The 23,964-nt window shown below is 69.3% G+C and carries 19 protein-coding genes; 1 reads left to right on the forward strand and 18 read right to left on the reverse strand.

Features of this window, described 5'->3' with window-relative positions; translation table 11 throughout:
- Window positions 1-3 precede the first annotated feature (3 nt).
- The 18 genes from lpxC to AC07O8_RS14450 all read right to left on the reverse strand — a co-directional run bounded on the left by lpxC (window position 4) and on the right by AC07O8_RS14450 (window position 23,041).
- Window positions 4-939, reverse strand: a complete 936-nt coding sequence (gene lpxC / locus AC07O8_RS14365) for a UDP-3-O-acyl-N-acetylglucosamine deacetylase (RefSeq protein WP_495048681.1) — start codon at window positions 937-939, stop codon at window positions 4-6.
- A 23-nt stretch (window positions 940-962) separates the two neighbouring features.
- On the reverse strand, window positions 963-3,152 hold the full coding sequence (locus AC07O8_RS14370) for a sensor histidine kinase (RefSeq protein ID WP_495048682.1): 2,190 nt from the start codon (window positions 3,150-3,152) through the stop codon (window positions 963-965).
- 240 nt (window positions 3,153-3,392) lie between these two features.
- A complete protein-coding gene (gene ftsZ / locus AC07O8_RS14375) occupies window positions 3,393-4,628 on the reverse strand; it encodes a cell division protein FtsZ (protein WP_495048683.1) in 1,236 nt (411 codons plus the stop codon).
- A gap of 123 nt (window positions 4,629-4,751) precedes the next feature.
- Complete coding sequence (gene ftsA / locus AC07O8_RS14380; protein WP_067276931.1) at window positions 4,752-5,981, reverse strand: cell division protein FtsA; 1,230 nt, start codon at window positions 5,979-5,981, stop codon at window positions 4,752-4,754.
- Window positions 5,982-5,989: 8 nt separating this feature from the next.
- On the reverse strand, window positions 5,990-6,826 hold the full coding sequence (locus tag AC07O8_RS14385; RefSeq protein ID WP_495048684.1) for a cell division protein FtsQ/DivIB: 837 nt from the start codon (window positions 6,824-6,826) through the stop codon (window positions 5,990-5,992).
- Between the two features lie 31 nt (window positions 6,827-6,857).
- On the reverse strand, window positions 6,858-7,874 hold the full coding sequence (locus tag AC07O8_RS14390; protein WP_495048685.1) for a D-alanine--D-alanine ligase: 1,017 nt from the start codon (window positions 7,872-7,874) through the stop codon (window positions 6,858-6,860).
- Window positions 7,871-9,307, reverse strand: a complete 1,437-nt coding sequence (gene murC / locus AC07O8_RS14395; protein ID WP_495048686.1) for a UDP-N-acetylmuramate--L-alanine ligase — start codon at window positions 9,305-9,307, stop codon at window positions 7,871-7,873. Before murC ends, AC07O8_RS14390 begins: the two co-directional genes overlap by 4 nt.
- Window positions 9,304-10,413 (reverse strand): undecaprenyldiphospho-muramoylpentapeptide beta-N-acetylglucosaminyltransferase, encoded by a 1,110-nt coding sequence (gene murG, locus AC07O8_RS14400; protein WP_495048687.1) that lies wholly within the window; start codon window positions 10,411-10,413, stop codon window positions 9,304-9,306. The genes murC and murG overlap by 4 nt, the downstream gene beginning before the upstream one ends.
- Window positions 10,410-11,702: a putative lipid II flippase FtsW gene (ftsW, locus tag AC07O8_RS14405; RefSeq protein WP_495048688.1), complete on the reverse strand. Its 1,293-nt coding sequence runs from the start codon at window positions 11,700-11,702 to the stop codon at window positions 10,410-10,412. The genes murG and ftsW overlap by 4 nt, the downstream gene beginning before the upstream one ends.
- A complete protein-coding gene (gene murD, locus AC07O8_RS14410) occupies window positions 11,699-13,681 on the reverse strand; it encodes a UDP-N-acetylmuramoyl-L-alanine--D-glutamate ligase (protein ID WP_495048689.1) in 1,983 nt (660 codons plus the stop codon). Before murD ends, ftsW begins: the two co-directional genes overlap by 4 nt.
- A 17-nt stretch (window positions 13,682-13,698) precedes the next feature.
- A complete protein-coding gene (gene mraY / locus AC07O8_RS14415; protein ID WP_495048690.1) occupies window positions 13,699-14,877 on the reverse strand; it encodes a phospho-N-acetylmuramoyl-pentapeptide-transferase in 1,179 nt (392 codons plus the stop codon).
- The gene (locus tag AC07O8_RS14420) at window positions 14,867-16,333 is read right to left on the reverse strand and encodes a UDP-N-acetylmuramoyl-tripeptide--D-alanyl-D-alanine ligase (RefSeq protein WP_495049094.1); all 1,467 of its coding nucleotides are present in this window, start codon (window positions 16,331-16,333) and stop codon (window positions 14,867-14,869) included. The genes mraY and AC07O8_RS14420 overlap by 11 nt, the downstream gene beginning before the upstream one ends.
- A 47-nt stretch (window positions 16,334-16,380) precedes the next feature.
- A complete protein-coding gene (locus tag AC07O8_RS14425; RefSeq protein ID WP_495048691.1) occupies window positions 16,381-17,916 on the reverse strand; it encodes a UDP-N-acetylmuramoyl-L-alanyl-D-glutamate--2,6-diaminopimelate ligase in 1,536 nt (511 codons plus the stop codon).
- 13 nt (window positions 17,917-17,929) lie between these two features.
- The gene (locus AC07O8_RS14430; RefSeq protein WP_495048692.1) at window positions 17,930-19,762 is read right to left on the reverse strand and encodes a peptidoglycan D,D-transpeptidase FtsI family protein; all 1,833 of its coding nucleotides are present in this window, start codon (window positions 19,760-19,762) and stop codon (window positions 17,930-17,932) included.
- The gene (gene ftsL / locus AC07O8_RS14435; protein ID WP_495048693.1) at window positions 19,759-20,085 is read right to left on the reverse strand and encodes a cell division protein FtsL; all 327 of its coding nucleotides are present in this window, start codon (window positions 20,083-20,085) and stop codon (window positions 19,759-19,761) included. The genes AC07O8_RS14430 and ftsL overlap by 4 nt, the downstream gene beginning before the upstream one ends.
- Complete coding sequence (gene rsmH / locus AC07O8_RS14440; RefSeq protein ID WP_495048694.1) at window positions 20,082-21,098, reverse strand: 16S rRNA (cytosine(1402)-N(4))-methyltransferase RsmH; 1,017 nt, start codon at window positions 21,096-21,098, stop codon at window positions 20,082-20,084. The genes ftsL and rsmH overlap by 4 nt, the downstream gene beginning before the upstream one ends.
- A gap of 5 nt (window positions 21,099-21,103) precedes the next feature.
- Window positions 21,104-21,532 carry a division/cell wall cluster transcriptional repressor MraZ gene (gene mraZ / locus AC07O8_RS14445; RefSeq protein ID WP_297530284.1) on the reverse strand — a complete coding sequence of 143 codons (429 nt, stop codon included), beginning with the start codon at window positions 21,530-21,532 and terminating at the stop codon, window positions 21,104-21,106.
- Between the two features lie 393 nt (window positions 21,533-21,925).
- On the reverse strand, window positions 21,926-23,041 hold the full coding sequence (locus AC07O8_RS14450; protein ID WP_495049095.1) for an MBL fold metallo-hydrolase: 1,116 nt from the start codon (window positions 23,039-23,041) through the stop codon (window positions 21,926-21,928).
- A gap of 245 nt (window positions 23,042-23,286) precedes the next feature.
- Between AC07O8_RS14450 and AC07O8_RS14455 the strand changes: the two genes are divergently transcribed.
- Entirely contained in the window at window positions 23,287-23,946 is a 660-nt protein-coding gene (locus tag AC07O8_RS14455) for a TetR/AcrR family transcriptional regulator (RefSeq protein WP_495049096.1), read from the forward strand.
- Window positions 23,947-23,964 lie beyond the last annotated feature (18 nt).

The following is a 23,964-nucleotide window of genomic DNA, read 5'->3' on the forward strand; positions in this document are numbered from 1 at the left end:
GGCTCACCACGCCGGCGCCAGCTCGGCGAAACCCGCCGGCGCTTCGCGCTCGTCCTCGAAGGTCACGATCTCGTACGCCTCGGCGTCCGAGAGCAGCTCGCGCAGCAGCAGGTTGTTCAGCGCGTGCCCGCCCTTGAACGAGGTGTACGCCGCCAGCAGCGGATGGCCCACGACCTGCATGTCGCCGATCGCGTCCAGGATCTTGTGCTTCACGAACTCGTCGTCGTAGCGCAGGCCCTCGGCGTTCAGCACGCGGTAGTCGTCGACGACGATCGCGTTGTCCATGCTGCCGCCCAGCGTCAGCCCGCGCGAGCGCATCAGTTCGATGTCCTTGGTCATGCCGAAGGTGCGCGCCCGCGCGATCTCGCGCTTGTACTGGCCGCTGCCCATGTCGAAGACGTACTGCTGACCCGTCGCCGACACCGCCGGGTTGTCGAACTCGATCTGGAAGCTCAACGTGTAGCCGTGGTGCGGCACCAGCCTGGCCCACATCAGGCTCTTGCCCTCGCCCTTGCGCACCTCCACCGGCTTCTTCACCCGCAGGAACTGCTTGGGCGCGTTCTGCAGCTCGATGCCCGCCGACTGCAGCAGGAAGACGTAGCTCGCGGCCGATCCGTCCAGCACCGGGACCTCGTCCGCGTTGATGTCGATCAGCAGGTTGTCCAGCCCCAGGCCCGCGCAGGCCGAGAGCAGATGCTCGATCGTCTGCACCTTGGGCTGGCCCGGATCGCCGCCCGGGCTGATCGTCGTGGCCATGCGCGTGTCGCAGACGCTGTGCGTGTTCACCGGGATGTCCACCGGCTGGGCCAGGTCGACGCGCCGGAACACGATGCCGGTGCCGGGCGCGGCCGGACGCAGCGTGATCTCCACCTTCTGGCCGCTGTGGATGCCGACCCCGACCGCACGGGTCAGCGATTTGATGGTGCGTTGCTTGATCATGGGCCCATTGTCCCAAATCGGGGTCAACCCTGCTGGGCGCCGGCCTGGATCACGGCCTCATGGTCGGACCGCGCCACCGGCAGCCGCAGCGTCACCACGGTGCCGTGCCCGGGGCTGCTGTCCACGCGCAGCAGTCCGCCCAGCACCTTGGCCCGCCGCTGCAGGCCACGCAGCCCGCGGCCCTGCGCGATCGAGGCGACGTCGAAGCCCTCGCCGTCGTCCTCGACGCGAATCTCCACGCGCTTGCCGAGGTCGCGCGTCACCACCCGCACCCGCGACGCCCGCGCGTGCTTCAGCGCGTTCGTCAGCGCCTCCTGCATCAGCCGCAGCACGTGCAGCGCATCGGGCGGCTCCAACCACTCCAGCGGCGGCAGGTCGTGCACGTCCCATTCCAGCTTCAGCCCGCCCAGCTGCAGCCGCTTGCCCAGCCGGTAACGCATCGTCGCCAGCAGCGACACGATGTCGTGGCCCACCGGCTCCAGCGAATCGATCACCAGCCGCAGGTCGTCCACGCATTCGCGCAGCACGGTCACCACCTGGTCCTGCTGCATCGTGCCCTGCTCCACCGCCACCATGGCCGACAGCAGCGACGAGCCCAGCCCGTCGTGCATGTCCTGCATGATCCGCTGCCGCTCCAGCAGCAGCGCCTGCTGGCGCTCGACCTCGCGCAGCTTGTCGTGCTGCGCGCTCAGCTGCACGCTCTGCTCCTCCAGCCGTTGCGCGAGTTCGCCGTTGGCGCGCTCGACGCCGCGCAGCGCCTCGATGTAGCGGAACTGCACCGCGTAGAGGAAGCTCGCCAGGATCACCAGCGTCGCGAACGGCATCAGGTAGATGTGCTCCGGCCACCACCAGCCCGCGAGCAGGCCCAGGTCGTGCACGCCCAGCACGACGCCGATCACCAGCGCCGCCGCCATGACGCGCAACTCGCGCGTGCCCTGGCGCCAGGCCACGCTGGCCACGAAGCCGGTGCCCGCGAGTCCCACGACCGCATTGCAGATGTGCAGCAGCACCAGCGCGTCGAAGCCGTTGCCCCACAGCGGCATCGACGCCAGGCTGGACACCAGCACGAAGAGCCCGATGCCGCGCTCGAAGCGCGTGAAGCGCTGCCGCGCGAAGCGCAGCGCGAAGAGGAAGGTCAGCAGCATCACCCACGACATCGAGGCGTGCGTGACCCACCAGAACCATTCGAGCGCATCGCGCGTGCGCGGCAGGTCCAGGTGGTAGTGCAGGTTGCGGACCAGCCAGGCGACCGTCGCCAGCGAGAACAGCAGATAGGACGGGTCCTCGCGCCGCTTCACCCACAGCACGAGCGCGAAGAGTCCCAGGGTCACGAGCGTCAGCCCGGTCGCCTGCGGCACGCCGATCTGCAGCACCCAGCGGCGGTCGTGTTTCGGCTCGAGGTCCTCGCGCGCGCCCAGCCACACGCTGGACACCGAGTAGTAGCCGGCCTGCATCACGGGCACGGCGATGATCACCTCGATCTCGCGCGCCTGCTGGATCTCGGTCAGCGCGGAGGGCAGCACCACCCACAGCGGACGCACCCATTGCTCGCGCGCGCCGGACTGGTTGTCGAAGACCGGCCGCCAGCCGTCGTCGGTCTTCACCAGCACCGCCGCGGCCAAGGCCACCAGCCGCGGCATGTAGAGCGCGACGCTGGTCGGCCAGCGGCCGTTCGGCGCGGCGTATCGCACGCGGTACCAGCGCATCTGGAAGCGCACGTCGCTCGTGTGCGGCGTGGCCTCGCGCTGCTGGACCTCGGGCAGCTGGATCCGCTGCCAGGACGCCGGGTCTTCCGGCGGCAGCAGCCCCTTGGGCAGCGCGCCGTTCGCGCCGTCCATGACGCGCAGGGAACGCCACCAGGCCTTCAGCTGGTCCTGCGTCCAGTCGCTGGTGGCGACCTCGGCCTCGGTCGCGCGCTGCGCGCCGGCAAGCGGCGAGGCCTCGGGCACCGGCCGCACCGGTCCGAGCGGCGACGCGCGCGAGACCTGCGCCTGCGGCGCGGCGCCGATCGCCGGCGCGGGCTGCCCGCCTTGCGCGCCCGCCACCTGAGGCGTCAGCGCGAACAGCGCCAGCATCAGACTGGCGAACAGCGAGAACAGCGAGAACGGCGAGAACGGCGAGAACGGCGAGAACGGCGAGAACGGCGAGAACAGCGAGATGAGCAGCGGCGTCGACGGACGCGACGCCCACGCCCGCCGCGCACGCGCACGCATGCGCGCGTCCGGCGGTGCCGACGTCGTTTTCCCCACCTCACCGTGGACCATGCATTCGCTCTGTCTTGTGATCGCGCGCCAGTGTGCCGAAGTTCACCGGGCGGCACGAGCCTTCAATTGCAACAAGTGCCTCAGCCCCCTCGAATGCGCGGGCTCCGTGCCGTGGCCGTCAGAACGAAAAAAGGCCGCGACCCCAACGGGGCGCGGCCTTGAAGCTGATGGCGTCGCGTGCGGTCGGTCTCAGTCCGCCTGCTTGCGCAGGAAGGCCGGGATCTCGATCTCGTCCATGCCGTTGGAGGACAGGGCCTCGACCTTGGCCGCGGCCGTGCGGCCGTGGCGCCAGACGCTCGGCACGCTCATGCCGCCGAAGTCGGTGGTCGACATCGGCGCGGCGGCCGGCGAGCCCTGCGCGGCGGCCGAACCCGGCATCACCACCGGCTGCGTCAGCACCGGCATGTTGTCGGTGCCGGTGCGCAGCTGCGGCTGCTGCACGACCAGCTGCGGCTGCTGGCGCGCCGCGGCGCGCTGGCTCAGGCCGGTCGCGATCACGGTGACGCGCAGCTGGTCGCCCAGCGATTCGTCGTAGGCGGTGCCGTAGATGATGTGCGCGTCTTCAGCGGCGTAGCGCTTGATCGCGGTCATCGCGTTGCGGCTCTCGGCCAGCTTGAAGTTGTTGCGGCTGGCCGCGATCAGCACCAGCACGCCGCGCGCGCCGGACAGATCGATGCCTTCCAGCAGCGGGCAGGCCACCGCGCCTTCCGCGGCCTTGGACGCGCGGTCCGGACCGGCGGCCACGGCCGTGCCCATCATCGCCTTGCCCGGCTCGCTCATCACGGTCTTCACGTCTTCGAAGTCGACGTTAACCAGGCCCGGCATGTGGATGATGTCGGAGATGCCGCCGACCGCGTTCTTCAGCACGTCGTTGGCGTGCGCGAAGGCCTGGTCCTGCGTGACGTCGTCGCCCAGCACTTCCAGCAGCTTGTCGTTGAGCACGACGATCAGCGAGTCCACGTTGGCCTCGAGTTCCTGCAGGCCCAGGTCCGCGGCCTTGCCGCGGCGGTTGCCTTCGAACTCGAACGGCTTGGTGACCACGCCGACGGTCAGGATGCCCATCTCCTTGGCCACGCGGGCGATCACGGGCGCCGCGCCGGTGCCGGTCCCGCCTCCCATGCCGGCGGTGATGAACAGCATGTGCGCGCCGGTGATGGATTCGCGGATGCGCGCCTCGGCTTCCTCGGCGGCGGTCTTGCCGACCTCGGGTTTCGCGCCGGCGCCCAGGCCGGTATGGCCCAGTTGCAGGAGTTGATCGGCCTTGGAGCGATTCAGGGCTTGGGCATCCGTGTTGGCCACGATGAATTCCACGCCCTGGACACCTTGGCTGATCATGTGCTCGACCGCGTTGCCGCCGCCGCCGCCCACGCCGATCACCTTGATCTGGGTGCCTTGATCAAACTCTTCGATCATCTCGATCGCCATATCAAACCTCCTGTCCATATTGTGCAGTTGCCATCAGCAAAATAGAAGTGGGATCCACCCTTTTTTAGGGGGCAAAACCCTCAAACGTCGTAAAGAAAGCGTGAGCCGGTCAATGCCAGCTTCTTAGAAATTCCCCAGGAACCAGTCCTTGGCGCGTCCGAACAAGGTCTTCACGGACCCCGCCTGCTGCGCCGCCTTGAATCCCCGTGTGCGCGACAGCCGCGCTTCCTCCAACAATCCCATCACGGTGGCCGAACGGGGATTGGCCACCATGTCGAACAATGCGCCGTTGTAGGTCGGATTTCCCCGACGTACCGGTTTCAGGAAAATATCCTCGGCCAGTTCCACCATCCCCGGCATCACCGAGGAACCGCCCGACAGGACGATTCCCGAGGACAGCAGTTCCTCGTAGCCGGATTCCCGGATGACCTGATGAACCAGCGAGAAGATTTCCTCGACCCGAGGTTCGATGACCCCGGCCAAAGCCTGCTTCGAGAGCATGCGGGGTGCCCGGTCGCCCAAACCCGGCACTTCGACCTGATCCGCCGGATCGGCCAGCAATTGCTTGGCCACGCCATGCTCGACCTTGATTTCCTCCGCATCCTTGGTCGGGGTGCGCAGCGCCATCGCGATATCGCTGGTAATCAGGTCGCCGGCGATCGGAATCACCGCGGTATGGCGGATCGAACCGCCGGTGAAAATGGCCACGTCGGTCGTGCCGGCGCCGATGTCGACCAAGGCGACGCCCAGGTCGCGCTCATCCGAAGTTAGTGCCGCCAAACTGGAAGCGCTAGGATTCAGAACGAGTTGCTCGACTTCCAGCCCGCAGCGGCGCACGCACTTGACGATGTTCTCGGCCGCGCTCTGGGCGCCGGTCACGATGTGGACCTTGACCTCCAGCCGACCGCCGCTCATGCCGATCGGCTCTTTCACCTCATGGCCGTCGATGACGAATTCCTGCGGCTCCACCAAAAGGAGGCGCTGGTCGTTCGGGATATTGATGGCCTTGGCGGTTTCCACGACCCGGGCGACATCCACCGGCGTGACTTCCTTGTCCCGCACGATCACCATCCCGGTCGAGTTCTGGCCGCGGATATGGCTGCCGGTAATCCCGGTATAAACCCTCGAGATCCGGCAGTCGGCCATCATTTCGGCCTCTTTCAGCGCCTGCTGGATGGACTGGACGGTGGCGTCGATATTGACCACGACGCCGCGCTTGAGGCCGTGACTCGGCGCGACGCCCAGACCGGCGATGCGCAATTGGCCGTCTCCCATCACCTCGGCCACCACCGCCATGATCTTGGCGGTGCCGATGTCCAACCCGACGACCAAATCCTTGTATTCCTTGGCCATGCCTGTCCTCAATTCTTCTTGGCGCCCTTGGGCGCAGTGGTAACCGTCGTCACGCCCGCGAGCCGGACCGCATATCCGGATTCGTGGCGGAGGTCCGCCGATACCAGCGAGGTGCGGTAGCGGGCGGTGATCTGGGGAATGCTGGCGATGAATTGGCCATACCGGGCGACGACCTCGGCCTCGCTGCCGCGGCCGAGCTCGACGATCGCGCCCTTTTCCAGCGTCGCCTTCCAGGAGCCGCGGCCGGACAAATCCAGCCGGGCGACGCCCTCGTCCAGTTTTCCGTGGGTCAAGGGATCGAGTTGCCGCCACATCGCCAGCATCGCGGCGGAGGATTTGGCGGGACCGGCCAGCGTGGGCAGGTCCTCGTCCTCGACGTCGCCGAGATTCGCCTCGAAGACCTCGCCGAAACTGTTGACCAGCCGGGTATCGACGACCGCCTCGCTGTCCGCGTCGGCGTTCTCGGCCTTGGTTTCCCAGTAGGCGGCGGGACGGTGTTCCTCCAGGGCGACCACCAGGTGCAGCGGCCAGACCCGGCGCACCGTCGCGTGGCGCACCCAGGGCACCGACTCGAAGGCGGCGCGCGCCTGCTGCAGGTTCATCGTCAGGAAATTGCCGGTCAGCCGCGGCAGCGCGTTGGCGCGCAGCGACGCGCTGCTGTTGCGGCTCACGTCGCCCTCGACCGTGATCGACTTGATCGAGAACGCCGGTTGTCTCGCCAGCCAATGCAGTCCCACCGCCCCCGCGGCCAGCGCCACGACGGCCAGCAGCAGGCCCGCCACGCCGTTCATCACGCGGATGTCCGGCGGCAGCGGGCTGGCGGTGTGGGTGAAGGTGGCGCCCATGGCGGTGGCTGGGGGTCTCGTGCGAGTCCGTTCAGGCCTGGCTGTCCAGCCGCGATTGCGACAGGAGGTACAGGCACAGCTTCGGGTAGGAGATGCCGACGGCGGCGGCCGCCTTGGGCACCAGCGAGTGTGAGGTCATGCCCGGCGAGGTGTTGATCTCCAGCAGGAACAGCCGGCCGTCGGATTGGCGACGCATCACATCGACGCGGCCCCAGCCGCGCGCGCCCAGCGAGCGGTAGGCGGCGAGCACCAAGTCCTGCACGCGGGCCTGCTCGTCGGCCGGCAACTGGCCGACCAGATACTGGGTCGTGTCGGTGAAGTACTTGTTCTGGTAGTCGTAGTTGCCGCCTTCGGCGCGGATCTCGATGACCGGCAGCGCGATGGCGTCGGCGCCTTCGCCCAGCACGGGGCAGGTCAGCTCGGCGCCGTCGACGAATTCCTCGCACAGCACTTCGGCGTCGTACTTCGCGGCGAGTTCGACGGCTTCCTGCATGTCCGAGTAGCCCATCACCTTGCTCGCCCCGATGGAGGATCCCTCGTGCGGCGGCTTGACGAAGATCGGCAGACCGAGTTCATCCGGCACGGCGCGGACGCGCTCGCGCTGCAGCTCGCCGCGCCGGAGGCTGACCCAACGCGGCGTCGACAGCTGGTCGGCCAGCCAGACGCGCTTGGTCGTGATCTTGTCCATCGCGATGGCCGAGGCCATCACGCCGGAGCCGGTGTAGGGGATGCCCATCAGTTCGAGCGCGCCCTGCACCGTGCCATCCTCGCCGTGGCGGCCGTGCAGCGCGATGAAGGCGCGCTGGAAACCCTCGGACTTCAGTTCGAGCAGGTTGCGCTGGCCCGGGTCGAAGGCGTGCGCGTCGACGCCTTCGGACTGCAGCGCGGCCAGCACGCCGCTGCCCGATATCAGCGAGACCTCGCGTTCGGCCGAGTCGCCGCCGAAGAGCACGGCGACCTTGCCGAGCGACTTCGCGTCGATGCGATCGATGCCCAGGTGGTGATACAGCGCCGAGGGCGCGGAAGCATTGCCGAGGTCCGTGGTCATGCGCGGCCTCCCTTCGTCATGAGTTCAACGGTGCGCGCGGGGACGGCGGCGATCGAGCCGGCCCCCATCACGATCACCACATCGCCGGCGCGCGCCTGGTGGGCGATCGCCTGCGGCAGTCCCTGCCAGTCGCCGACGAAGCCCGCCGCGGTGCCGCGGTCGGCGACCGCGCGCGCCAGGCTCTCGCCGCTGATGCCGGGCAGCGGGGACTCGCTGGCGGCATAGATCTCGGTCAGCAGCACGCCGTCGGCCTGCGCCAGGACGTCGGCGAATTCCTCGAAGCAGTCGCGGGTGCGCGTGTAGCGGTGCGGCTGGAACGCCAGCACGAGACGTCGGCCTGGGTAGGCGCCGCGCGCGGCCTTCAGCACGGCCTGCATCTCGACCGGGTGGTGGCCGTAGTCGTCGATCAGCAGCGCGGTGCCCGCGCCCTCGCCTTCGCGCGCGGACGGCACCGGCAGCTCGCCATACGACTGGAAGCGCCGGCCCACGCCACCGAAGTTGGCCAACCCCTGCAGCAGCGCGCCGTCGTCGACGCCCAGCTCCATCGCCATCGCGATCACCGACAACGCGTTCAGCACGTTGTGCTGGCCGTTCAGGCGCAGCAGCACGTTCAGCGCCGGCAGCTCGCGGCCCTGGCGGTCGCGGCGCAGTGCGACGAAGCGCATGCCGCCGCCGGCCTCGGCGGCGACGTCGGTCGCGCGCACGGCGTTGCCGGCGTCGAACCCGTACAGGATCACCGGCCGCGACAGCAGCGGCACGATGCTGCGCACGCCTTCGTCGTCGCCGCACAGCACGGCCGCGCCCCAGAAGGGCATCCGGTGCAGGAAGTCGACGAAGGCCTGACGCAGACGGGCCATGTCGTGCCCGTAGGTGTCCATGTGGTCGGCGTCGATGTTGGTGACGATCGCCAGCTGCGGCAGCAGGTGCAGGAAGGAGGCGTCCGATTCGTCCGCCTCGACGACCATGTGCAGCCCGCCGCCCAGCGCCGCGTTGGCGCCCGCGGCCAGCAGCTGTCCGCCGATCGCATAGCTCGGATCGAGCCCGGCCTGCTGCATCACCGTCGTCAGCAGCGAGGTCGTCGTCGTCTTGCCGTGCGTGCCGGCGACGGCGATGCCCATGCGCGGGCGCATCAGCTCGGCCAGCATCTGCGCGCGCAGCAGCACTGGGATGCCGTGCTGGTGGGCGGCCATCAGCTCGGGGTTGTCGGCCTTGATCGCGCTGGACTTGACCAGCACCTGCGCCGAGCCGACGTGCTCGGCGGCATGGCCGATCTTCACGTCGACGCCCAACGTGCGCAGGCGACGCGTGGTCTCGCTCTCGCCCTGGTCGGAGCCGCTCACGCGATAGCCCTGCGCCACCAGCAGTTCGGCGATGCCGCTCATGCCGGCGCCGCCGATGCCGGTGAAATGGATGCGTTGGAGGGCGTGTTTCATGCGCGCGCTCCGTTGTCGGACTTGGCCTCGCGTGCGTTCACGAGCGCTTCAAGCTCATCGGCCACGCGGCCTGCCGCGCGCGGACGCGCCAGCGAGCGCGCCTTCGAGGCCATCGCCAGCCAGTGCTCGCGCGGCTGCTGCAGCAGGTCGAACAGCGCCTGCGCGCTGAGCTCGCCCTGCGGCAGGTGCGTGCCCGCGCCGTGCTGCGCCATGTACTGCGCGTTGTCGCGCTGGTGCGAGGTCGTGCTAACCACCAGCGGCACCAGGATGCTGGCGACACCTGCGGCGCACAGCTCGGACACCGTCACCGCGCCGGCGCGGCAGATCACCACGTCGGCCTCGGCCAGACGCTGCGCCATGTCGGTGATGAAGGGCACGACCTCGGCCTGCACGCCGAGCTTGGCGTAGGCCGCCTGCACGAGCGGGAAGTTGGCCTCGCCCGTCTGGTGCGTGACCTGCGGGCGCTGGTGCTCGTCCCACAGCGCGAGCGTCTGCGGCAGCACGTCGTTGATCGCGCGCGCGCCGAGCGAGCCGCCGACCACCAGCACCTTCAGCGGACCGGTGCGATCGGCGAAGCGCAGCTCGGGCGCGGGCAGGTCCTCGATCTCGACGCGGACCGGATTGCCGGTGACCACGCTCTTCTTCTGCTGCGCGGCGGCGAGGCCGTCGAAGCCGAAGGCGATCTTCTTCGCGACCGGCGCGAGCGCCTTGTTGGACAGCAGCAGCGCCGCATCGGCGTTCACCAGCATCAGCGGGCGGCGCATCACCCAGGCCATCAGTCCGCCGGGGAAACACACGTAGCCGCCCATGCCAAGCACCGCGTCGGCCTTGCGCGCGCTGAAGACGTGGGCGCTCTGCCCCAGCGCCTTGAACAGGCGCACGATGCCGAGCAGCGAATGCTTCAGCCCCTTGCCGCGCAGGCCAGCGAAGGACAGGCGATCCATCGGCAGGCCCGATGGCGGCACGAGCTTGTTCTCCATGCCCGCTTCGGTGCCGAGCCACGACACCGTCCAGCCGCGGCGCTGCATCTCGGCGGCGACGGCCAGTCCGGGAATCACGTGGCCGCCGGTACCGGCGGCCATGACGACGAGGTGACGCGTGCTCATGCCCGCCCTCCCCGCATCAGTTGTCTGTTCTCGATGTCGATTCGCAAGCAGATCGCCAGTGCCACGCAGTTGAGGACGGTGGCCGAGCCGCCGTAACTCATCAACGGCAGCGTCAGGCCCTTGGTCGGCAGCGCGCCGAGGTTCACGCCCATGTTGATGAAGGCCTGGCCGCCCATCCAGATGCCGATGCCCTGTGCGTAGAGGCCGGCGAAGACGCGGTCCAGCGCCACCGCCTGGCGGCCGATGTGGAACAGCCGGCGCGACAGCCAGAAGAACGCGAAGATCACGACGGCCACGCCGATGAAGCCGAGTTCCTCGCCGATGACGGCGAGCAGGAAGTCGGTGTGGGCCTCGGGCAGGTAATGCAGCTTCTCGAGGCTGGCGCCCAGGCCCTGGCCGAAGAACTCGCCGCGGCCGAAGGCGATCAGCGAATGCGTCAGCTGATAGGCCTTGCCCTGCGCGTACTTCTCGTCCCACGGATTCAGGTAGGCGAAGATCCGCTCGCGGCGGAAGTCGCTGAAGGTGATCATCAGCACGAAGGCGCCGATCAGCACCGCGACGCTGAGGAAGAACATGCGGCCGTTGACGCCGCCCAGGAACAGGATGCCCATCGCGATGGCCGCGATGACCATGAAGGCGCCCATGTCCGGCTCCGCCAGCAGCAGCATGCCGGTGAAGGCCAGCGCGGCGGCCATCGGCCAGACGGCGCGGACGAAGTTCTCCTTCACCTCCATCTTGCGGACCATGTAGTTGGCCGCGTACATCGCGATGGCCAGCTTGGCCAGCTCGGAAGGCTGGAAGTTCATGACGCCCAGCGGCAGCCAGCGGCGCGCGCCGTTGACGCCCTTGCCGACGTGCGGGATCAGCACGATCATCAGCAGCGCCAGCGCGACGACGAAGAGCTTGGGCGCGTGACGCTCCCAGAAGCTCACCGGCACCATCACGGTGATCCAGCCCGCCAGCAGGCCGATCGCGATGAAGAGGCTCTGACGCACGAAGAAGTGCATCGGCTGGTACTTCGCGAACTTGGGGTTGTCCGGCAGCGCGATCGACGCCGAATAGACCATCAGCAGACCCAGCGCGAGCAGCGACAGCACGACCCAGATCAGCGTCAGGTCGAAGCCGAGCAGCCGCGTGGGCTGGCCGGCCGAGGTGGACACCCAGTCGCGCACCGGCACGTCGATGCTGCCCGCAGCGCCGGCGCCCGCGGCCCGCGCGCCCGTTCCGCGGCGCGAGGCCAGCGCGCGCACCCGCTCGCTCACGGTCTCGAAGAAGGAGGCGCCGCTCATCCGATGAGGCCCTCGTCTTCCGCCAGCGCGCGCACGGTGGCGATGAACACCTCGGCGCGATGGGCGTAGTTGCGGAACATGTCCAGGCTGGCGCAGGCGGGGCTCAGCAGCACGCTGTCACCGGCTTGCGCCTGGGCGAGCGACCAGTGCGTCGCGGCTTCGAGCGAGTCGTGGCGGTGCATCACGACGCCGCTGTCCTGCAGCGCGGCCTCGATCTGCGGCGCGTCGCGGCCGATCAGCGCCACCGCGCGGGCATGCAGCGCGATCGGCGTGGCGAGCGGCGAGAAGTCCTGCCCCTTGCCGTCGCCGCCCAGGATCATCACCAGCTTGGCGGGGGCACGGTCGGCGCCCAGGCCCATGACGGCGGCGACGGTGGCGCCGACGTTGGTGCCCTTGGAGTCGTCGTAGAAGTCGACGCCGTGGATCGAGGTGACGAACTCGACGCGGTGCGGCTCGCCGCGGTACTCGCGCAGGCCGTGCAGCATCGGCGCCAGCGGGCAGTCGATGGACGTGGCGAGCGCCAGCGCCGCCAGCGCATTCGCGGCGTTGTGGCGGCCGCGCACGCGCAGCGCGTCGGCGGGCATCAGGCGCTGGATGATGAGCTCGTCCTCATCGTCCTTGCGGCGCTTGAGGCCCTTGAGTTCCTCCTCCTGCTCGCGGGCGCGCACCAGCCACGCCATGCCGTTCTCGAGCAGCAGGCCGAAATCCCCGGGACGGCGCGGCGCATCCAGGCCGAAGCGCACGACCTGGCGCTCGACCACTTTCGCCGGGCGGCCGCGGCCCTGCTTGACGGTGATCGGCGCGGGCACCAGCGCTTCGACCTGGGGGTCGTCGCGGTTGATGACCAGCACGCCGTGCTCGCCGAAGACGCGGCCCTTGGCGCGCGCGTAGGCCGGCATGTCGCCGTGCCAGTCCAGATGGTCCTGCGTGATGTTGAGCACCGCGCCCGCGCTCGGCTCGAAGCCCTTCACGCCGTCGAGCTGGAAGCTCGACAGCTCCAGGACCCAGACCTGCGGCAGAACCTCGAACTCGGCCGGCTTGGGCGGCGGCGGCTTGATCGGCAGCGGCTGCTCGTCGAGCAACTCGGCGACGGTTTCGAGCGCGGTGCGATCGTCGGTGGACGCTTGCGCGGCAGCGGACTGCACCGCAGGTTCAACCGATTCAACGGGATCGACGGGATCGACGGAGTCGACCGCCACGGTCGAATCGGCGGCGTCAGCCGGCTCGATCTCGTTCGCGTCGAAGGACGCCAGCAGCACGTCGGCGTTCGGCACTTCGGGCACGTCGCCGACGTCTTCGATCGTCACGGTCTCGCCGGGCTCCGTCGACACCACGGATTCCACAGCCAGGTCGACGACGGCGTCATCCGCGGCGTCGGCCGCATCGGCTTCGGCGGCCATGTCGGCGGCGACCTCGTCCTCCTTCGGCTGCGGCATCGGCTCCTTGTCGAGCGCATCGCTCAAGGTGCCCAGCAGCGTCGGGCCGATGTTGCCGGCCATCGCGACGCGGCGGCCGGCGCGCTCGACCAGCAGCGCGGTCATGCTGGTCGTGGTCGTCTTGCCGTTCGTGCCGGTGATGGCGAGCACGCCGGGCTCGTAGCGGTACAGCGTCCTGAGTTCCGCCAGCGCCTGCGCGAAGAGCTCCAGCTCGCCGCGCACGCGCAGGCCGATCTCTTCCGCCCGTGCGAGCAGCGGCTTCAGGCGCGCGTCCAGCGGCGACAGGCCCGGGCTCTTCAGCAGCACCCAGCTGTGATCGATCGTGCCCAGCAGGGTCGGCGAGAAGTCGCCGTGCTCGAACGCGGCGTCGGGCAGACGCTCGCGCAGCGCGGCCAGCTGCGGCGGCTGCTCGCGGCTGTCCCAGACGGTGACGCGCGCCCCCAGGCGCGCGGCCCAGGCCGCCATCGCGAGCCCGGAGTCGCCCAGGCCCAGCACGAGGGCGTGCCGGTCCTGGAAGAGCGCCGGGAAGTGGAGGGAGGACATCGTCGTTCCGTTCCCGCTCAGCGCAGCTTCAGGCTGGCCAGGCCGACCAGGCACAGCAGCATCGTGATGATCCAGAACCGGATGACGACCTGCGTCTCCTTCCAGCCCGACTTCTCGAAGTGGTGGTGCAGCGGCGCCATCTTGAAGATGCGCCGGCCCTCGCCGTACTTCTTCTTCGTGTACTTGAACCAGGTCACCTGGAGCATCACCGACAGCACCTCGGCGACGAAGACGCCGCCCATGATGCCGAGCACGATCTCCTGGCGCGTGATGACGGCCAGGGTGCCCAGGCCGCCGCCCAGCGCCAGCGCGCCGACGTCGCCCATGAACACCTGCGCCGGGTGCGCGTTGAACCACAGGAAGGCCAGCCCCGCGCCCGCGAGCGCGGCGCAGAAGATCAGCAGCTCGCCGGCCCCGGGGATGTAGGGGAACAGCAGGTAGCGGCTGTACACCGACGAGCCCGTCACGTAGGCGAAGACGCCCAGCGCCGAGCCCACCATCACCACCGGCATGATCGCCAGGCCGTCCAGCCCGTCGGTGAAGTTCACCGCGTTGCTGGTGCCGACGATGACGAGGTAGGACAGCCCGATGAAGCCGAACACGCCCAGCGGGTAGCTGATCGACTTGAAGAACGGCAGCATCAGGTCGGCCTTGGGCGGCAGCTCGGTCGAGAAGCCGCTCGTGACCCAGCGGAAGAACAGCTGCACGACGCCCAGGAAGCTGGTTTCCGACACGCTGAAGGCCAGGTAGATCGCGGCGATCAGGCCGATGAGGGACTGCCACATGAACTTCTCGCGGCTGCGCATGCCCTCGGGATCCTTGTTGACCACCTTGCGGTAGTCGTCGACCCAGCCGATCAGGCCGAAGCCCATCGTCACCAGCATCACCACCCAGACGAAGCGGTTGGACCAGTCGAACCACAGCAGCGTCGAGATGCCGATGCCGATCAGCACCAGCACGCCGCCCATCGTCGGCGTGCCGCTCTTGGCCAGATGCTGCTGCACGCCGTATTCGCGGATCGGCTGGCCGATCTTGAGCTCGGTCAGGCGGCGGATCACCCACGGGCCGAAGGCCAGGCCGATCAGCAGCGCCGTCAGCGCCGCCATCACCGCGCGGAAGGTGATGTAGTTGAAGACGCGAAGGAACCCCAGTTCAGGGTAGTTGGCCTGCAGCCACTGGGCCAGACTAAGCAGCATGGGGGTCTCCTGGGCCGCCGGACTGCAAGGCGGCCACGATCTGTTCCATCTTCATGAAGCGCGAACCCTTGACCAGGATGTTCTGCACTTGCGGCGCGTCCTTCAGCGCACCGATCAGGTCGGCGACGGTGTCGAACGCGCGGGCGCCCGCGCCGTACGCGGTCGCGGCGTCGCGCGCGGCGGCGCCGGCCGTCCACAGCGCGGCCAGGCCCTGGTCGGCCGCATGGGCGCCGACTTCCTGGTGGAAGGCGGGGCCCTGCTCGCCGACCTCGCCCATGTCGCCGAGCACCAGCCAGGACGTGCCCGGCAGCTCGGCCAGCACGTCGATGGCGGCGCGCACGCTGTCGGGGTTGGCGTTGTAGCTGTCGTCGATCAGCGTGATGCGACGGCCCTGCCACACCGCCGTCTGCAGCGCCGATCGGCCCTTCACGGCCTTGAACGACTGCAGCCCGTCGCGGATCGCCGCCAGCGGCGCGCCAGCGGCCAGCGTGCAGGCCGCGGCGGCCAGCGCGTTGCGGACGTTGTGCTGCCCGGCCATCGCCAGCGCGAGCGGGACGGCCCCGGCGGGCGTGAGGATCTCGATCGCCCAATGACCCGCACCGCCGGCACCGGCCGCACCGCTCGCGACAGCGGCGGCGGCGCTCGCATCAGTCGGCGCGACCCATTGCGCGCGGCCCATCACGTCGGCTTGACCTTGAAGCGCGAAGGTCAGCGTCGCGCGGCCCACGGCCTGCGACTGCCACACCGGCGCGCACGGATCCTCGGCGGGGAACACCGCGACGCCGGCCGTGCCGAGCGCACCGATCACGGCGCCGTTCTCGCGCGCGACCGCCTCGACGGTGTGCATGAACTCCTGGTGCTCACGCTGCGCGTTGTTGACCAGCGCGACCGTCGGCTGCGTCATCGCGGACAGCGGCGCGATCTCGCCCGGGTGATTCATGCCGAGCTCGACCACCGCCGCGCGATGCCACACGGTGTCGTTCTGGCGCAGGCGCAGCAGCGTCAGCGGCACGCCGATCTCGTTGTTGAAGTTGCCTTCGGTCGCGAGCATCGCCGCGTCGCCCAGCCAGGCGCGCAGGATGGACGCGATCATCTGCGTCACCGTCGTCTTGCCGTTGCTGCCGGTGACGGCGATCACCGGCAGGTGATGCTGCTCGCGCCAGGCTTGCGAGAGCAGGCCCAGCGCGGCCTTCGCGTCGGGCACCAGCAGGCCCGGCAGGTCGGCCTCGGCCAGACCGCGCTCGGCGATGGCCGCGGCGGCGCCTGAGGCCTTCGCCTGGGCCAGGAAATCGTTCGCGTCGAAACGCTCGCCGCGCAGCGCGACGAACAGGTCGCCCGCGCGCAGCGAGCGCGTGTCGGTGTGCACGCGCAGCAGCGGCGTGGAAGGCTCGCCCACCAGCGTCGCGGCTGGCAGCAGCGGCGACAGCAGGTCGAAGGCGCGACCGAGCGTCATCATCGGCACACCCGAAGCGGCGGAACCAGCGGTGATCGGCGTTGCGTCGCTCACAGCCCCGCCCTTTCGATCAGCGCGGCGCGCGCCGCCTGCACGTCGGAGAACGCGCGACGTTCGCCGTGGATCTCCTGATAGTCCTCGTGGCCCTTGCCGGCGACCAGCACGACATCGCGCGCGCCCGCCTGATCGACGGCGCGCGAGATCGCCTCGGCGCGGTCCGCGATCACCTCACGCGTGACACCGGCCGGCAGGCCGGCTTCGATGTCGGCGAGGATCTTCAGCGGATCCTCGGTGCGCGGGTTGTCGCTGGTCAGCACGACGTGCGCGGCCAGCCGCGCGGCGATCGCGCCCATCAGCGGGCGCTTGGTCGGATCGCGGTCGCCGCCGCAGCCGAACACGACGCGCAGTTCACCGCCACGCGCGGCCGCCAGCGGCTGCAATGCGCTCAGCGCCTTCTCCAGCGCATCGGGCGTGTGGGCGTAGTCGACCACCAGCTGCGGCAACTCGCGACCGCTGCCCACGCGCTGCATGCGACCCGGCACAGGCGTCACCAGCGCGGCGACGCGCGCGATGTCCTCGAGCCCATGACCCAGCGCCCGCAGGCCGGCGATCACGCCGAGCAGGTTGGACACGTTGTAGTCGCCGATCAGGCCGGTCTGCACCGGCACCGACGCGGCGCCCTCGCGCAGCGTGAACGCCAGACCGCTGGCGTCATGACGCAGGTCGACGGCGCTCAGGCGCGCGTCGGCACGGTTGAGTCCGTAGGTCCACACGTCGAGCTTGCCGGCAGCGCCCAGCTCGGCCGCAAGCTCGACGCCCTTGGGATCGTCGAGGTTCAGCACCGCGGCCTTCAGGCCGTCCCAGTCGAACAGCTTGCGCTTGGCCACCCAGTAGGCGTCCATGCCGCCGTGGTAATCGAGGTGGTCCTGCGTGAAGTTGGTGAACAGCGCGACCTGGAGGGTGGTGCCGGTCAGCCGGTGTTCCTCGATGCCGATCGAGGACGCCTCGATCGCGCACGCGCCGAAACCGTCGTCGGCCATGCGCTTGAAGGCTTCCTGCAGACGGACCGGATCGGGCGTCGTCAGGCCGGTGGCCTCGATCGACGCGGACGTCGCCGTTCCCGGCACGGCGCCCTGCCCCACGGCCGGCACCGGCGGCTGGCCGACACCCAGCGTGCCGATCACGCCGCAGCGCGAACCCAGCAGCGTCAGCGCCTGCGCGATCCACCAGGCGCTGGAGGTCTTGCCGTTCGTGCCGGTGACCGCGAGCACGTTCAAGCGCCTGCTCGGCTCGCCGTAGAAGGCCGACGCGATGCGGCCGCAGTTCAGCTTCAGGTCCGGCAGCGACGCGATGCGCGCGTCGGTGAAGCCGTACCCGGCCGCGCCGGCGTGCTCGACCAGCGCGGTCGCCGCGCCGGCCGACAGCGCGCCCGCGACGAACTGCCGCGCGTCCTTCGCGTAACCCGGCCACGCAATGAACGCGTCGCCCGGGCCCACGGCACGGCTGTCCGTGCGCAGCTGGCCGCTCGGGGTCCATTCCTGCAGCCAGCGGGCAGCGGCTTCGGGGGATTTCAGATGCATCAACATGGTTCGTGCCCGCTCAGAAACTCTCGTCGACGGCTTGCAGCCGTTGCTGCGCCACGATCTGCGGCTTCACGTCGAGGTCCGGCGCCTCGCCCAGCAATCTGAGCGTCTGCGCCACCACCTGGCTGAAGACCGGACCCGCGACCGCGCCGCCGAAGTACTGGCCGTTCTTCGGCTCGTCGACCATCACCGCGACGATGATGCGCGGCTTGGAAATCGGCGCGATGCCCACGAACCACGAACGGTATTTGTGGCTCGCGTAGCCCTTGCCTTCCTGCTTGTGCGCCGTGCCGGACTTGCCGCCGACGCTGTAGCCGGGAACCATCGCCTGCGGCGCCGTGCCGCCCGGGCCGGCCGCCATCTGCAGCATGCCGCGGATGTCCGCGGCGACCTTGGGGCTGAAGACCTTGATGCCGTTCACCGGCTGGTCGGCCGGGTGCTTGGTCATCGTGATCGGGATGATGTCGCCGTCGCGCGCGAAGACCGTGTAGGCGCGCGCCAGCTGCAGCAGCGACGCGGACAGGCCGTAGCCGTAGCTCATCGTCGCCTGCTCGATCGGGCGCCAGCTCTTCCACGGGCGCAGCTTGCCGGTCACCGCGCCGGGGAAGTCGATCTGCGGGCGCTGGCCCAGGCCGATCGCGGTGAACATCTCGTGCATCTCGCGCGGCTGCATCATCAGCGCCATCCGCGCGGCGCCGATGTTGCTGGACTTCTGGATCACCTGCGTCACGGTCAGGTCGCCGTGCGGGTGCGCGTCGGTCGGCGACCAGCCGGAGATCACCACGCTGCGCGGGCCCGTGCTCAGCAGCGTGTCGGGACGCACGCGGCCGGTCTCCAGCGCCAGCGCGGTCGTGAAGGGCTTCATCGTCGAGCCCGGCTCGAAGACGTCGGTCAGCGCCCGGTTGCGCAGCTGCTCGCCGGACAGGTTCTGGCGGTGGCCCGGGTCGTAGCTCGGATAGTTGGCCAGCGCCAGCACCTCGCCCGTGCGGGCATCCAGCACGACCACCGAGCCCGCCTTGGCGTTGTTCTCCGCCACCGCGTCGCGCACGCGCTGGTAGGCGAAGAACTGGACCTTCGCGTCGATCGACAGCTCGATGTCCTTGCCGTTGGTCTCGGGGATGCGCTCGCCGATGTCCTCGACGACGCGGCCCAGCCGGTCGCGCACGACCGAGCGCGAGCCGTCGCGGCCCTGCAGGTCCTTCTGGAACGCGAGCTCGATGCCTTCCTGGCCCTGCTCCTCGAGGTTGGTGAAGCCGACGATGTGCGCGGCGGCCTCGCCCTCGGGGTACTGGCGCTTGTACTCGCGGTCCTGGAACACGCCCTTCAGGCCGAGTTCCTTGATCTTGCGGGCGGTCTCGTCGTCGGCCTGGCGGCGCAGGAACACGAAACGGTTGGCCGGGTCGAGGCGCTTGTCGAGCTCCGCGCGCGACATGTCGAGCAGCTTCGCGAGCTGGCGGCGCTTCTCGGGATCGGTGTCGACTTCCTTCGGGAAGGCCCAGATCGATGGCACGGCGACGCTGGCGGCCAGCACCTGGCCGCCGCGGTCGCTGATCTTGCCGCGGCTGGCGGGCAGCTCCATCTTGTGGGCGTAGCGGGCCTCGCCCTGGCGCTGGAAGAAGTCCTCGCCGATCAGCTGGATGTAGGCCGCGCGCGCCAGCAGGCCGGTGAACGCCAGGCCCACCAGCGCGACCAGGAAACGCGAGCGCCACGGCGGCGTCTTCGAGGCCAGCAGCGGGCTGCTCGAATAGCTGACGCCGCGGGTGACGCCGTTGCGCGAGGTGCTTCGGGCCGCATTGCGCGAGGCATTGCGGGCGCCGTTCCCCAGCTTCTTGCGGAGCTTGCCGATCATCGGGCCGCCCCCTGCACGGCGGCCGGCGCGCGACCGCGCACGCCGCTGGCCTCGATCGCCGGCGCGTCCGGATTGAAGGTGATCGCCGGCGAGATCGGACGCATCTTCAAGCGCTCGCGCGCGACCTGCTCGACGCGCAGGTTGGTCGCCTGCGCCTGGCGGTCGGCCAGGAGTTTCTGGTAGTCGGCATCGAGCCGGCGCCCCTCGGTCTGCGCGCGATCGAGTTCGGTGAACAGGCGGCGCGACTCGTAGGCGCTGCGCACCATGTAGAAGCCGGACACCAGGACCGCGGCGATCAGCAGCAGGTTCAGACGGCCGATCATCGACGCCCGCCCTTCTTGCGCTTGCCGGTGTCTGCGGCGACCGGCGGCGGCAGCGGCGCGTCGGTGCGCTCGGCCACGCGCAGGATGGACGAACGCGCGCGCGGATTGGCGGCGACCTCGGCCTCGCTCGGCTTGATGCGCGCGATGGCGCGCAAGGGTTGCGGCTTGGGCTCGGCGAACGGGGCGCGGCGGTCGAACACTTCCTTGCTGTGCTCGGCGATGAAGTTCTTGACGATGCGGTCTTCCAGCGAGTGGAAGCTGATCACCGCCAGGCGGCCGCCCGGCTTGAGCTTGGAGAGCGCGGCGCTCAGCCCCTGCTGCAGCTCTTCAAGCTCGGCGTTGACGAATATCCGTAGAGCCTGAAATGTGCGCGTCGAAGGGTCCTTGCCCGGCTCGCGGGTTTTGACTGCACCAGCCACGACTTGGGAAAGCTCGGCGGTTGTGCGGACAGGGCGCCCGCCTTCCCGGCGAGCCACAAGCGCCTTTGCAATCGGGAGAGCAAACCGTTCTTCGCCATAGTCGCGGATCACCTGTGCAAGTTGGTCCACCTCCGCGCGGGCGATGAAGTCCGCGGCGCTTTCGCCCCGCGTCGTGTCCATGCGCATGTCGAGGGGGCCGTCGAAGCGGAAGCTGAAACCCCGCTCCGGGTTGTCGATCTGCGGACTGGACACGCCCAGGTCCAGCAGGATGCCGTCGACCTGGGCCACGCCCAGCGCGTCCAGTTGCGCGGCCATGTCGGCGAATGCGCTGTGGCAGATGTGGAAACGCGGGTCGTCGACCCGCGTCTGTCCGGACGTCGCGGCCGCGACCGCCTCCGGGTCGCGGTCGATGGCAATCAACCGCCCCTTCTCCCCCAGCCGCGACAGCAGCAGGCGCGAATGGCCGCCGCGTCCGAAGGTGCCGTCGACGTAGATGCCGTCGGGGGTCGTGAACGCACCGTCGACCGTCTCGTGCAGCAGCACGGTCGTGTGGCTGAAGGCGGGCGCGGCGGAGGAAGGAGACTGCTCGCTCATGACGGTCAGAAGCTGAAGTCCTGGAGCACGGCCGGCATCTCGGACTGCATCACGGCGGCCTCGTGGGCGGCGTAGGCCTGGGCGTCCCAGAGTTCGAAGTGGCTGCCCATGCCGAGCAGCATCGTGTCCTTCTGCAGGCCGGCGGCGGTGCGCAGCTCGGGCGAGATCAGCACGCGGGCGGCGGCGTCGATCTCGACGTCCTGCGCGTTGCCGAGGAAGACACGCTTCCAGCCGGCGGCGGACATGGGCAGCGCAGCGACCTTGTCGCGAAACTGTTCCCAGGCGGGACGGGGGAAGACCATCAGGCAACCTTCGGGGTGCTTGGTCAGCGTGAGCTGGCCGCCGCACAGCGCCTGCAGGACCTCGCGGTGCCGTGCAGGGACGGTCAAGCGCCCCTTGGCGTCCAACGCCAAGGCACTCGCCCCCTGAAACACGACATTCGCCACTTTGCCCCACCGAATTGCACTTTCTCCCACTTTAATGGTCGGCCGGGCCCCGGTCAAGGAAATTTGGCGTTTTTCCCAATCAAATCAATTACTTAGCTCCCATTATCAAGCCAGTGCGTGAAATAAAAGTTGTTCAGAATGAAGGACTTAAGAACTGCTGTGCAAGTGATGGATCAACTCAAACCGGCAGTCGTACCCACCCGAAACCGGGACAGCCGCGGCGACCTCGACACCCTGAGGCAGGCGCCCGTCGGGGCGTCGACCCGCTTGAATCGGCGTGAAACCCGGTGACGGTGGTGGAAAAGTGGGGGGCAATGCAAAAAGCCCGGCGAGGCCGGGCTTTTGGGGGAGGAAGAGCGGATTTCGCGAGGCGCGCGTCGCTCAGCGGCTGGCGGCGGAAGCCGCCGGCCCACCGATCGGCTCGGTGGTCGCGGCGCCGGTGGCGGCGCCCTGCCACCACTGCGGCGTCTGCCCCGGCTGCTCGATCGCCAGCGGCGCGCCGATCACCGGCGTCACCAGCTCCACGTTGCGCAGCCGCGCCAGCGCGCTGATGCGCTCGAACGGGTCCTGCCAGCGGTGCATCGCCAGGTCGAAGGTGCCGTTGTGGATGGGCAGCAAGCGCTTGCCCTTCAGGTCGACGTGCGCCTGCATGGTCTGCTCCGGCTGCATGTGGACATAGGGCCAACGCGGGTCGTAGGCGCCGGTCTCCATCAAGGTCAGGTCGAAGGGACCGAAGCGGTCGCCGATCGCCTTGAAGCCGTCGAAGTAGCCGGTGTCGCCGCTGAAGAACACGCGCAGGTCGTCGTCGATCAGCACCCACGAGGCCCACAGCGTCGAGTTGCGGTCGCTCAAGCTGCGGCCGGAGAAATGCTGCGCCGGCGTCGCGGTCAGCTGCACACCGGCGATCGACGTGCCCTGCCACCAGTCGAACTGCTGCACCTTCGCCGCGGGGACGCCCCAGTCGATCAGGCGCTGCCCCACGCCCAGCGGCGTCACGAAATGGCGCACCTTCGGCGCCAGCGCCAGCACGGTGTCGTGGTCGAGGTGGTCGTAGTGGTCGTGCGACAGGATCACGGCCTCGATCTCCGGCAGCTCGTCGAGGGCGATCGGCGGCGCATGGAAACGCTTCGGACCCATGAAGGAGAACGGCGACGCGCGCTCCGAGAAGACCGGATCCGTCAGCCAGAAACGGCCGCGCAGCTTCAGCAGCACCGTCGAGTGGCCGAGCCGGAACAGCGTCCGGTCCGGCGCGGCCAGCAGCTGATCCTTGGTCAGCGCCCTCACCTCGATGGGGGTGTCCGGCGCGGTGCCGGCGGGCTTGTGGAACATGAAGTCCCACATGATGCCCATCGTCTTCCAGAAGCCCTGCTCGGGCTCCACGGCCGGGTTGTGGAACTGGCCCTTCGCCCATTGGGGCGACTGCTCGAGGGCGGGCTGGGTGCCCTCCGGCGCGGGAGCGGAGGACCCGTTGGCGGGCACCACGGTGGGCGAGGACATCACGCGGGAAGCGGTCATGGCAAGGGCTCCAACAATCAGGACGGCGGCGACGCCGCTCAGCGCGGTGAGCGAGAGCGGCAGCAGTGAGCGGGCGACGGATCGGCGGGGAGGATGGGGGCTCATCTGAAACTTGCACTACACAGTGTAGTTTTTCGGCAGTCTAGACGCTGGGATCTAAAAAGTAAACTCCCCGGTGTAAGATTGCTGCCATGACTTCCGACGCCGTCCTTCCCCCGTCCGCGCCGATGCCCGAAGACCTCGCCGGGTGCGGCGACGTGGAGCGCGTGCGGCTCACCGACCGCCTCACCGACCGCAAGCGGCAGGCGATCGTCGACGCAGCCATCGCGGAGTTCCGCGAGCATGGGTTCGAGGTCGCCAACATGGATCGCATCGCCGGTCGGGCGCAGGTGTCCAAGCGCACCGTCTACAACCACTTCAGCGGCAAGGACGCGCTGTTCGACGCGATCCTGGAGCGGCTCTGGGTCGCGACCGAGGCGAAGCTGAAGCTGACCTATCGGGCCGACCGGCCGTTGCGCGAGCAGCTGCTGACGCTGGTCGAGCAGAAGCTCGCGATGAGCGACGACCCGCAGTTCCTGGACCTGGCGCGGGTGCTGATCGCCGAGGCGATCCACGCGCCGCAACGGGCGCGCGAGATGCTGTGCCGGCTCGGCGGCCGCGAGGAGGCGCTGACCGTGTGGATCCGCGCGGCGATGGCGGACGGGCGGCTCAGGGAAGGCGATCCGGGCTTTGCGGCGGCGCAGTTGCAGGCGCTGGTCAAGGGCTTCGCGTTCTGGCCGCAGATCACGATGGGGCAGCCGCCCTTGGACACGACGCAGCAGCGGCAGGTGGCCGATTCGGCGACCGACATGTTCCTGCGCTTCCACGCGGTCGATCCGGCGCGCTGAGCGTCGCGCCCGGCATCC

It is taken from the genome of Roseateles sp. GW821-FHT09G09 (assembly GCF_059415965.1).

Excerpts from the sequence above, each read along its gene's own strand:
- ftsA (WP_067276931.1), bottom strand. The coding sequence starts at position 5,981 with ATGGCCAAGGAATACAAGGATTTGGTCGTCGGGTTGGACATCGGCACC.
- lpxC (WP_495048681.1), bottom strand. The coding sequence starts at position 939 with ATGATCAAGCAACGCACCATCAAATCGCTGACCCGTGCGGTCGGGGTC.
- ftsW (WP_495048688.1), bottom strand. The coding sequence starts at position 11,702 with ATGAGCGGCGCCTCCTTCTTCGAGACCGTGAGCGAGCGGGTGCGCGCG.
- mraY (WP_495048690.1), bottom strand. The coding sequence starts at position 14,877 with ATGCTGCTTAGTCTGGCCCAGTGGCTGCAGGCCAACTACCCTGAACTG.
- rsmH (WP_495048694.1), bottom strand. The coding sequence starts at position 21,098 with ATGAGCGAGCAGTCTCCTTCCTCCGCCGCGCCCGCCTTCAGCCACACG.
- ftsL (WP_495048693.1), bottom strand. The coding sequence starts at position 20,085 with ATGATCGGCCGTCTGAACCTGCTGCTGATCGCCGCGGTCCTGGTGTCC.
- AC07O8_RS14420 (WP_495049094.1), bottom strand. The coding sequence starts at position 16,333 with ATGATGACGCTCGGTCGCGCCTTCGACCTGCTGTCGCCGCTGCTGCCA.
- AC07O8_RS14425 (WP_495048691.1), bottom strand. The coding sequence starts at position 17,916 with ATGTTGATGCATCTGAAATCCCCCGAAGCCGCTGCCCGCTGGCTGCAG.
- murD (WP_495048689.1), bottom strand. The coding sequence starts at position 13,681 with ATGTCCTCCCTCCACTTCCCGGCGCTCTTCCAGGACCGGCACGCCCTC.
- murC (WP_495048686.1), bottom strand. The coding sequence starts at position 9,307 with ATGAAACACGCCCTCCAACGCATCCATTTCACCGGCATCGGCGGCGCC.
- ftsZ (WP_495048683.1), bottom strand. The coding sequence starts at position 4,628 with ATGGCGATCGAGATGATCGAAGAGTTTGATCAAGGCACCCAGATCAAG.
- AC07O8_RS14370 (WP_495048682.1), bottom strand. The coding sequence starts at position 3,152 with ATGCGTGCGCGTGCGCGGCGGGCGTGGGCGTCGCGTCCGTCGACGCCG.
- AC07O8_RS14390 (WP_495048685.1), bottom strand. The coding sequence starts at position 7,874 with ATGACCACGGACCTCGGCAATGCTTCCGCGCCCTCGGCGCTGTATCAC.
- murG (WP_495048687.1), bottom strand. The coding sequence starts at position 10,413 with ATGAGCACGCGTCACCTCGTCGTCATGGCCGCCGGTACCGGCGGCCAC.
- AC07O8_RS14430 (WP_495048692.1), bottom strand. The coding sequence starts at position 19,762 with ATGATCGGCAAGCTCCGCAAGAAGCTGGGGAACGGCGCCCGCAATGCC.
- AC07O8_RS14455 (WP_495049096.1), top strand. The coding sequence starts at position 23,287 with ATGCCCGAAGACCTCGCCGGGTGCGGCGACGTGGAGCGCGTGCGGCTC.
- AC07O8_RS14385 (WP_495048684.1), bottom strand. The coding sequence starts at position 6,826 with ATGGGCGCCACCTTCACCCACACCGCCAGCCCGCTGCCGCCGGACATC.
- AC07O8_RS14450 (WP_495049095.1), bottom strand. The coding sequence starts at position 23,041 with ATGTCCTCGCCCACCGTGGTGCCCGCCAACGGGTCCTCCGCTCCCGCG.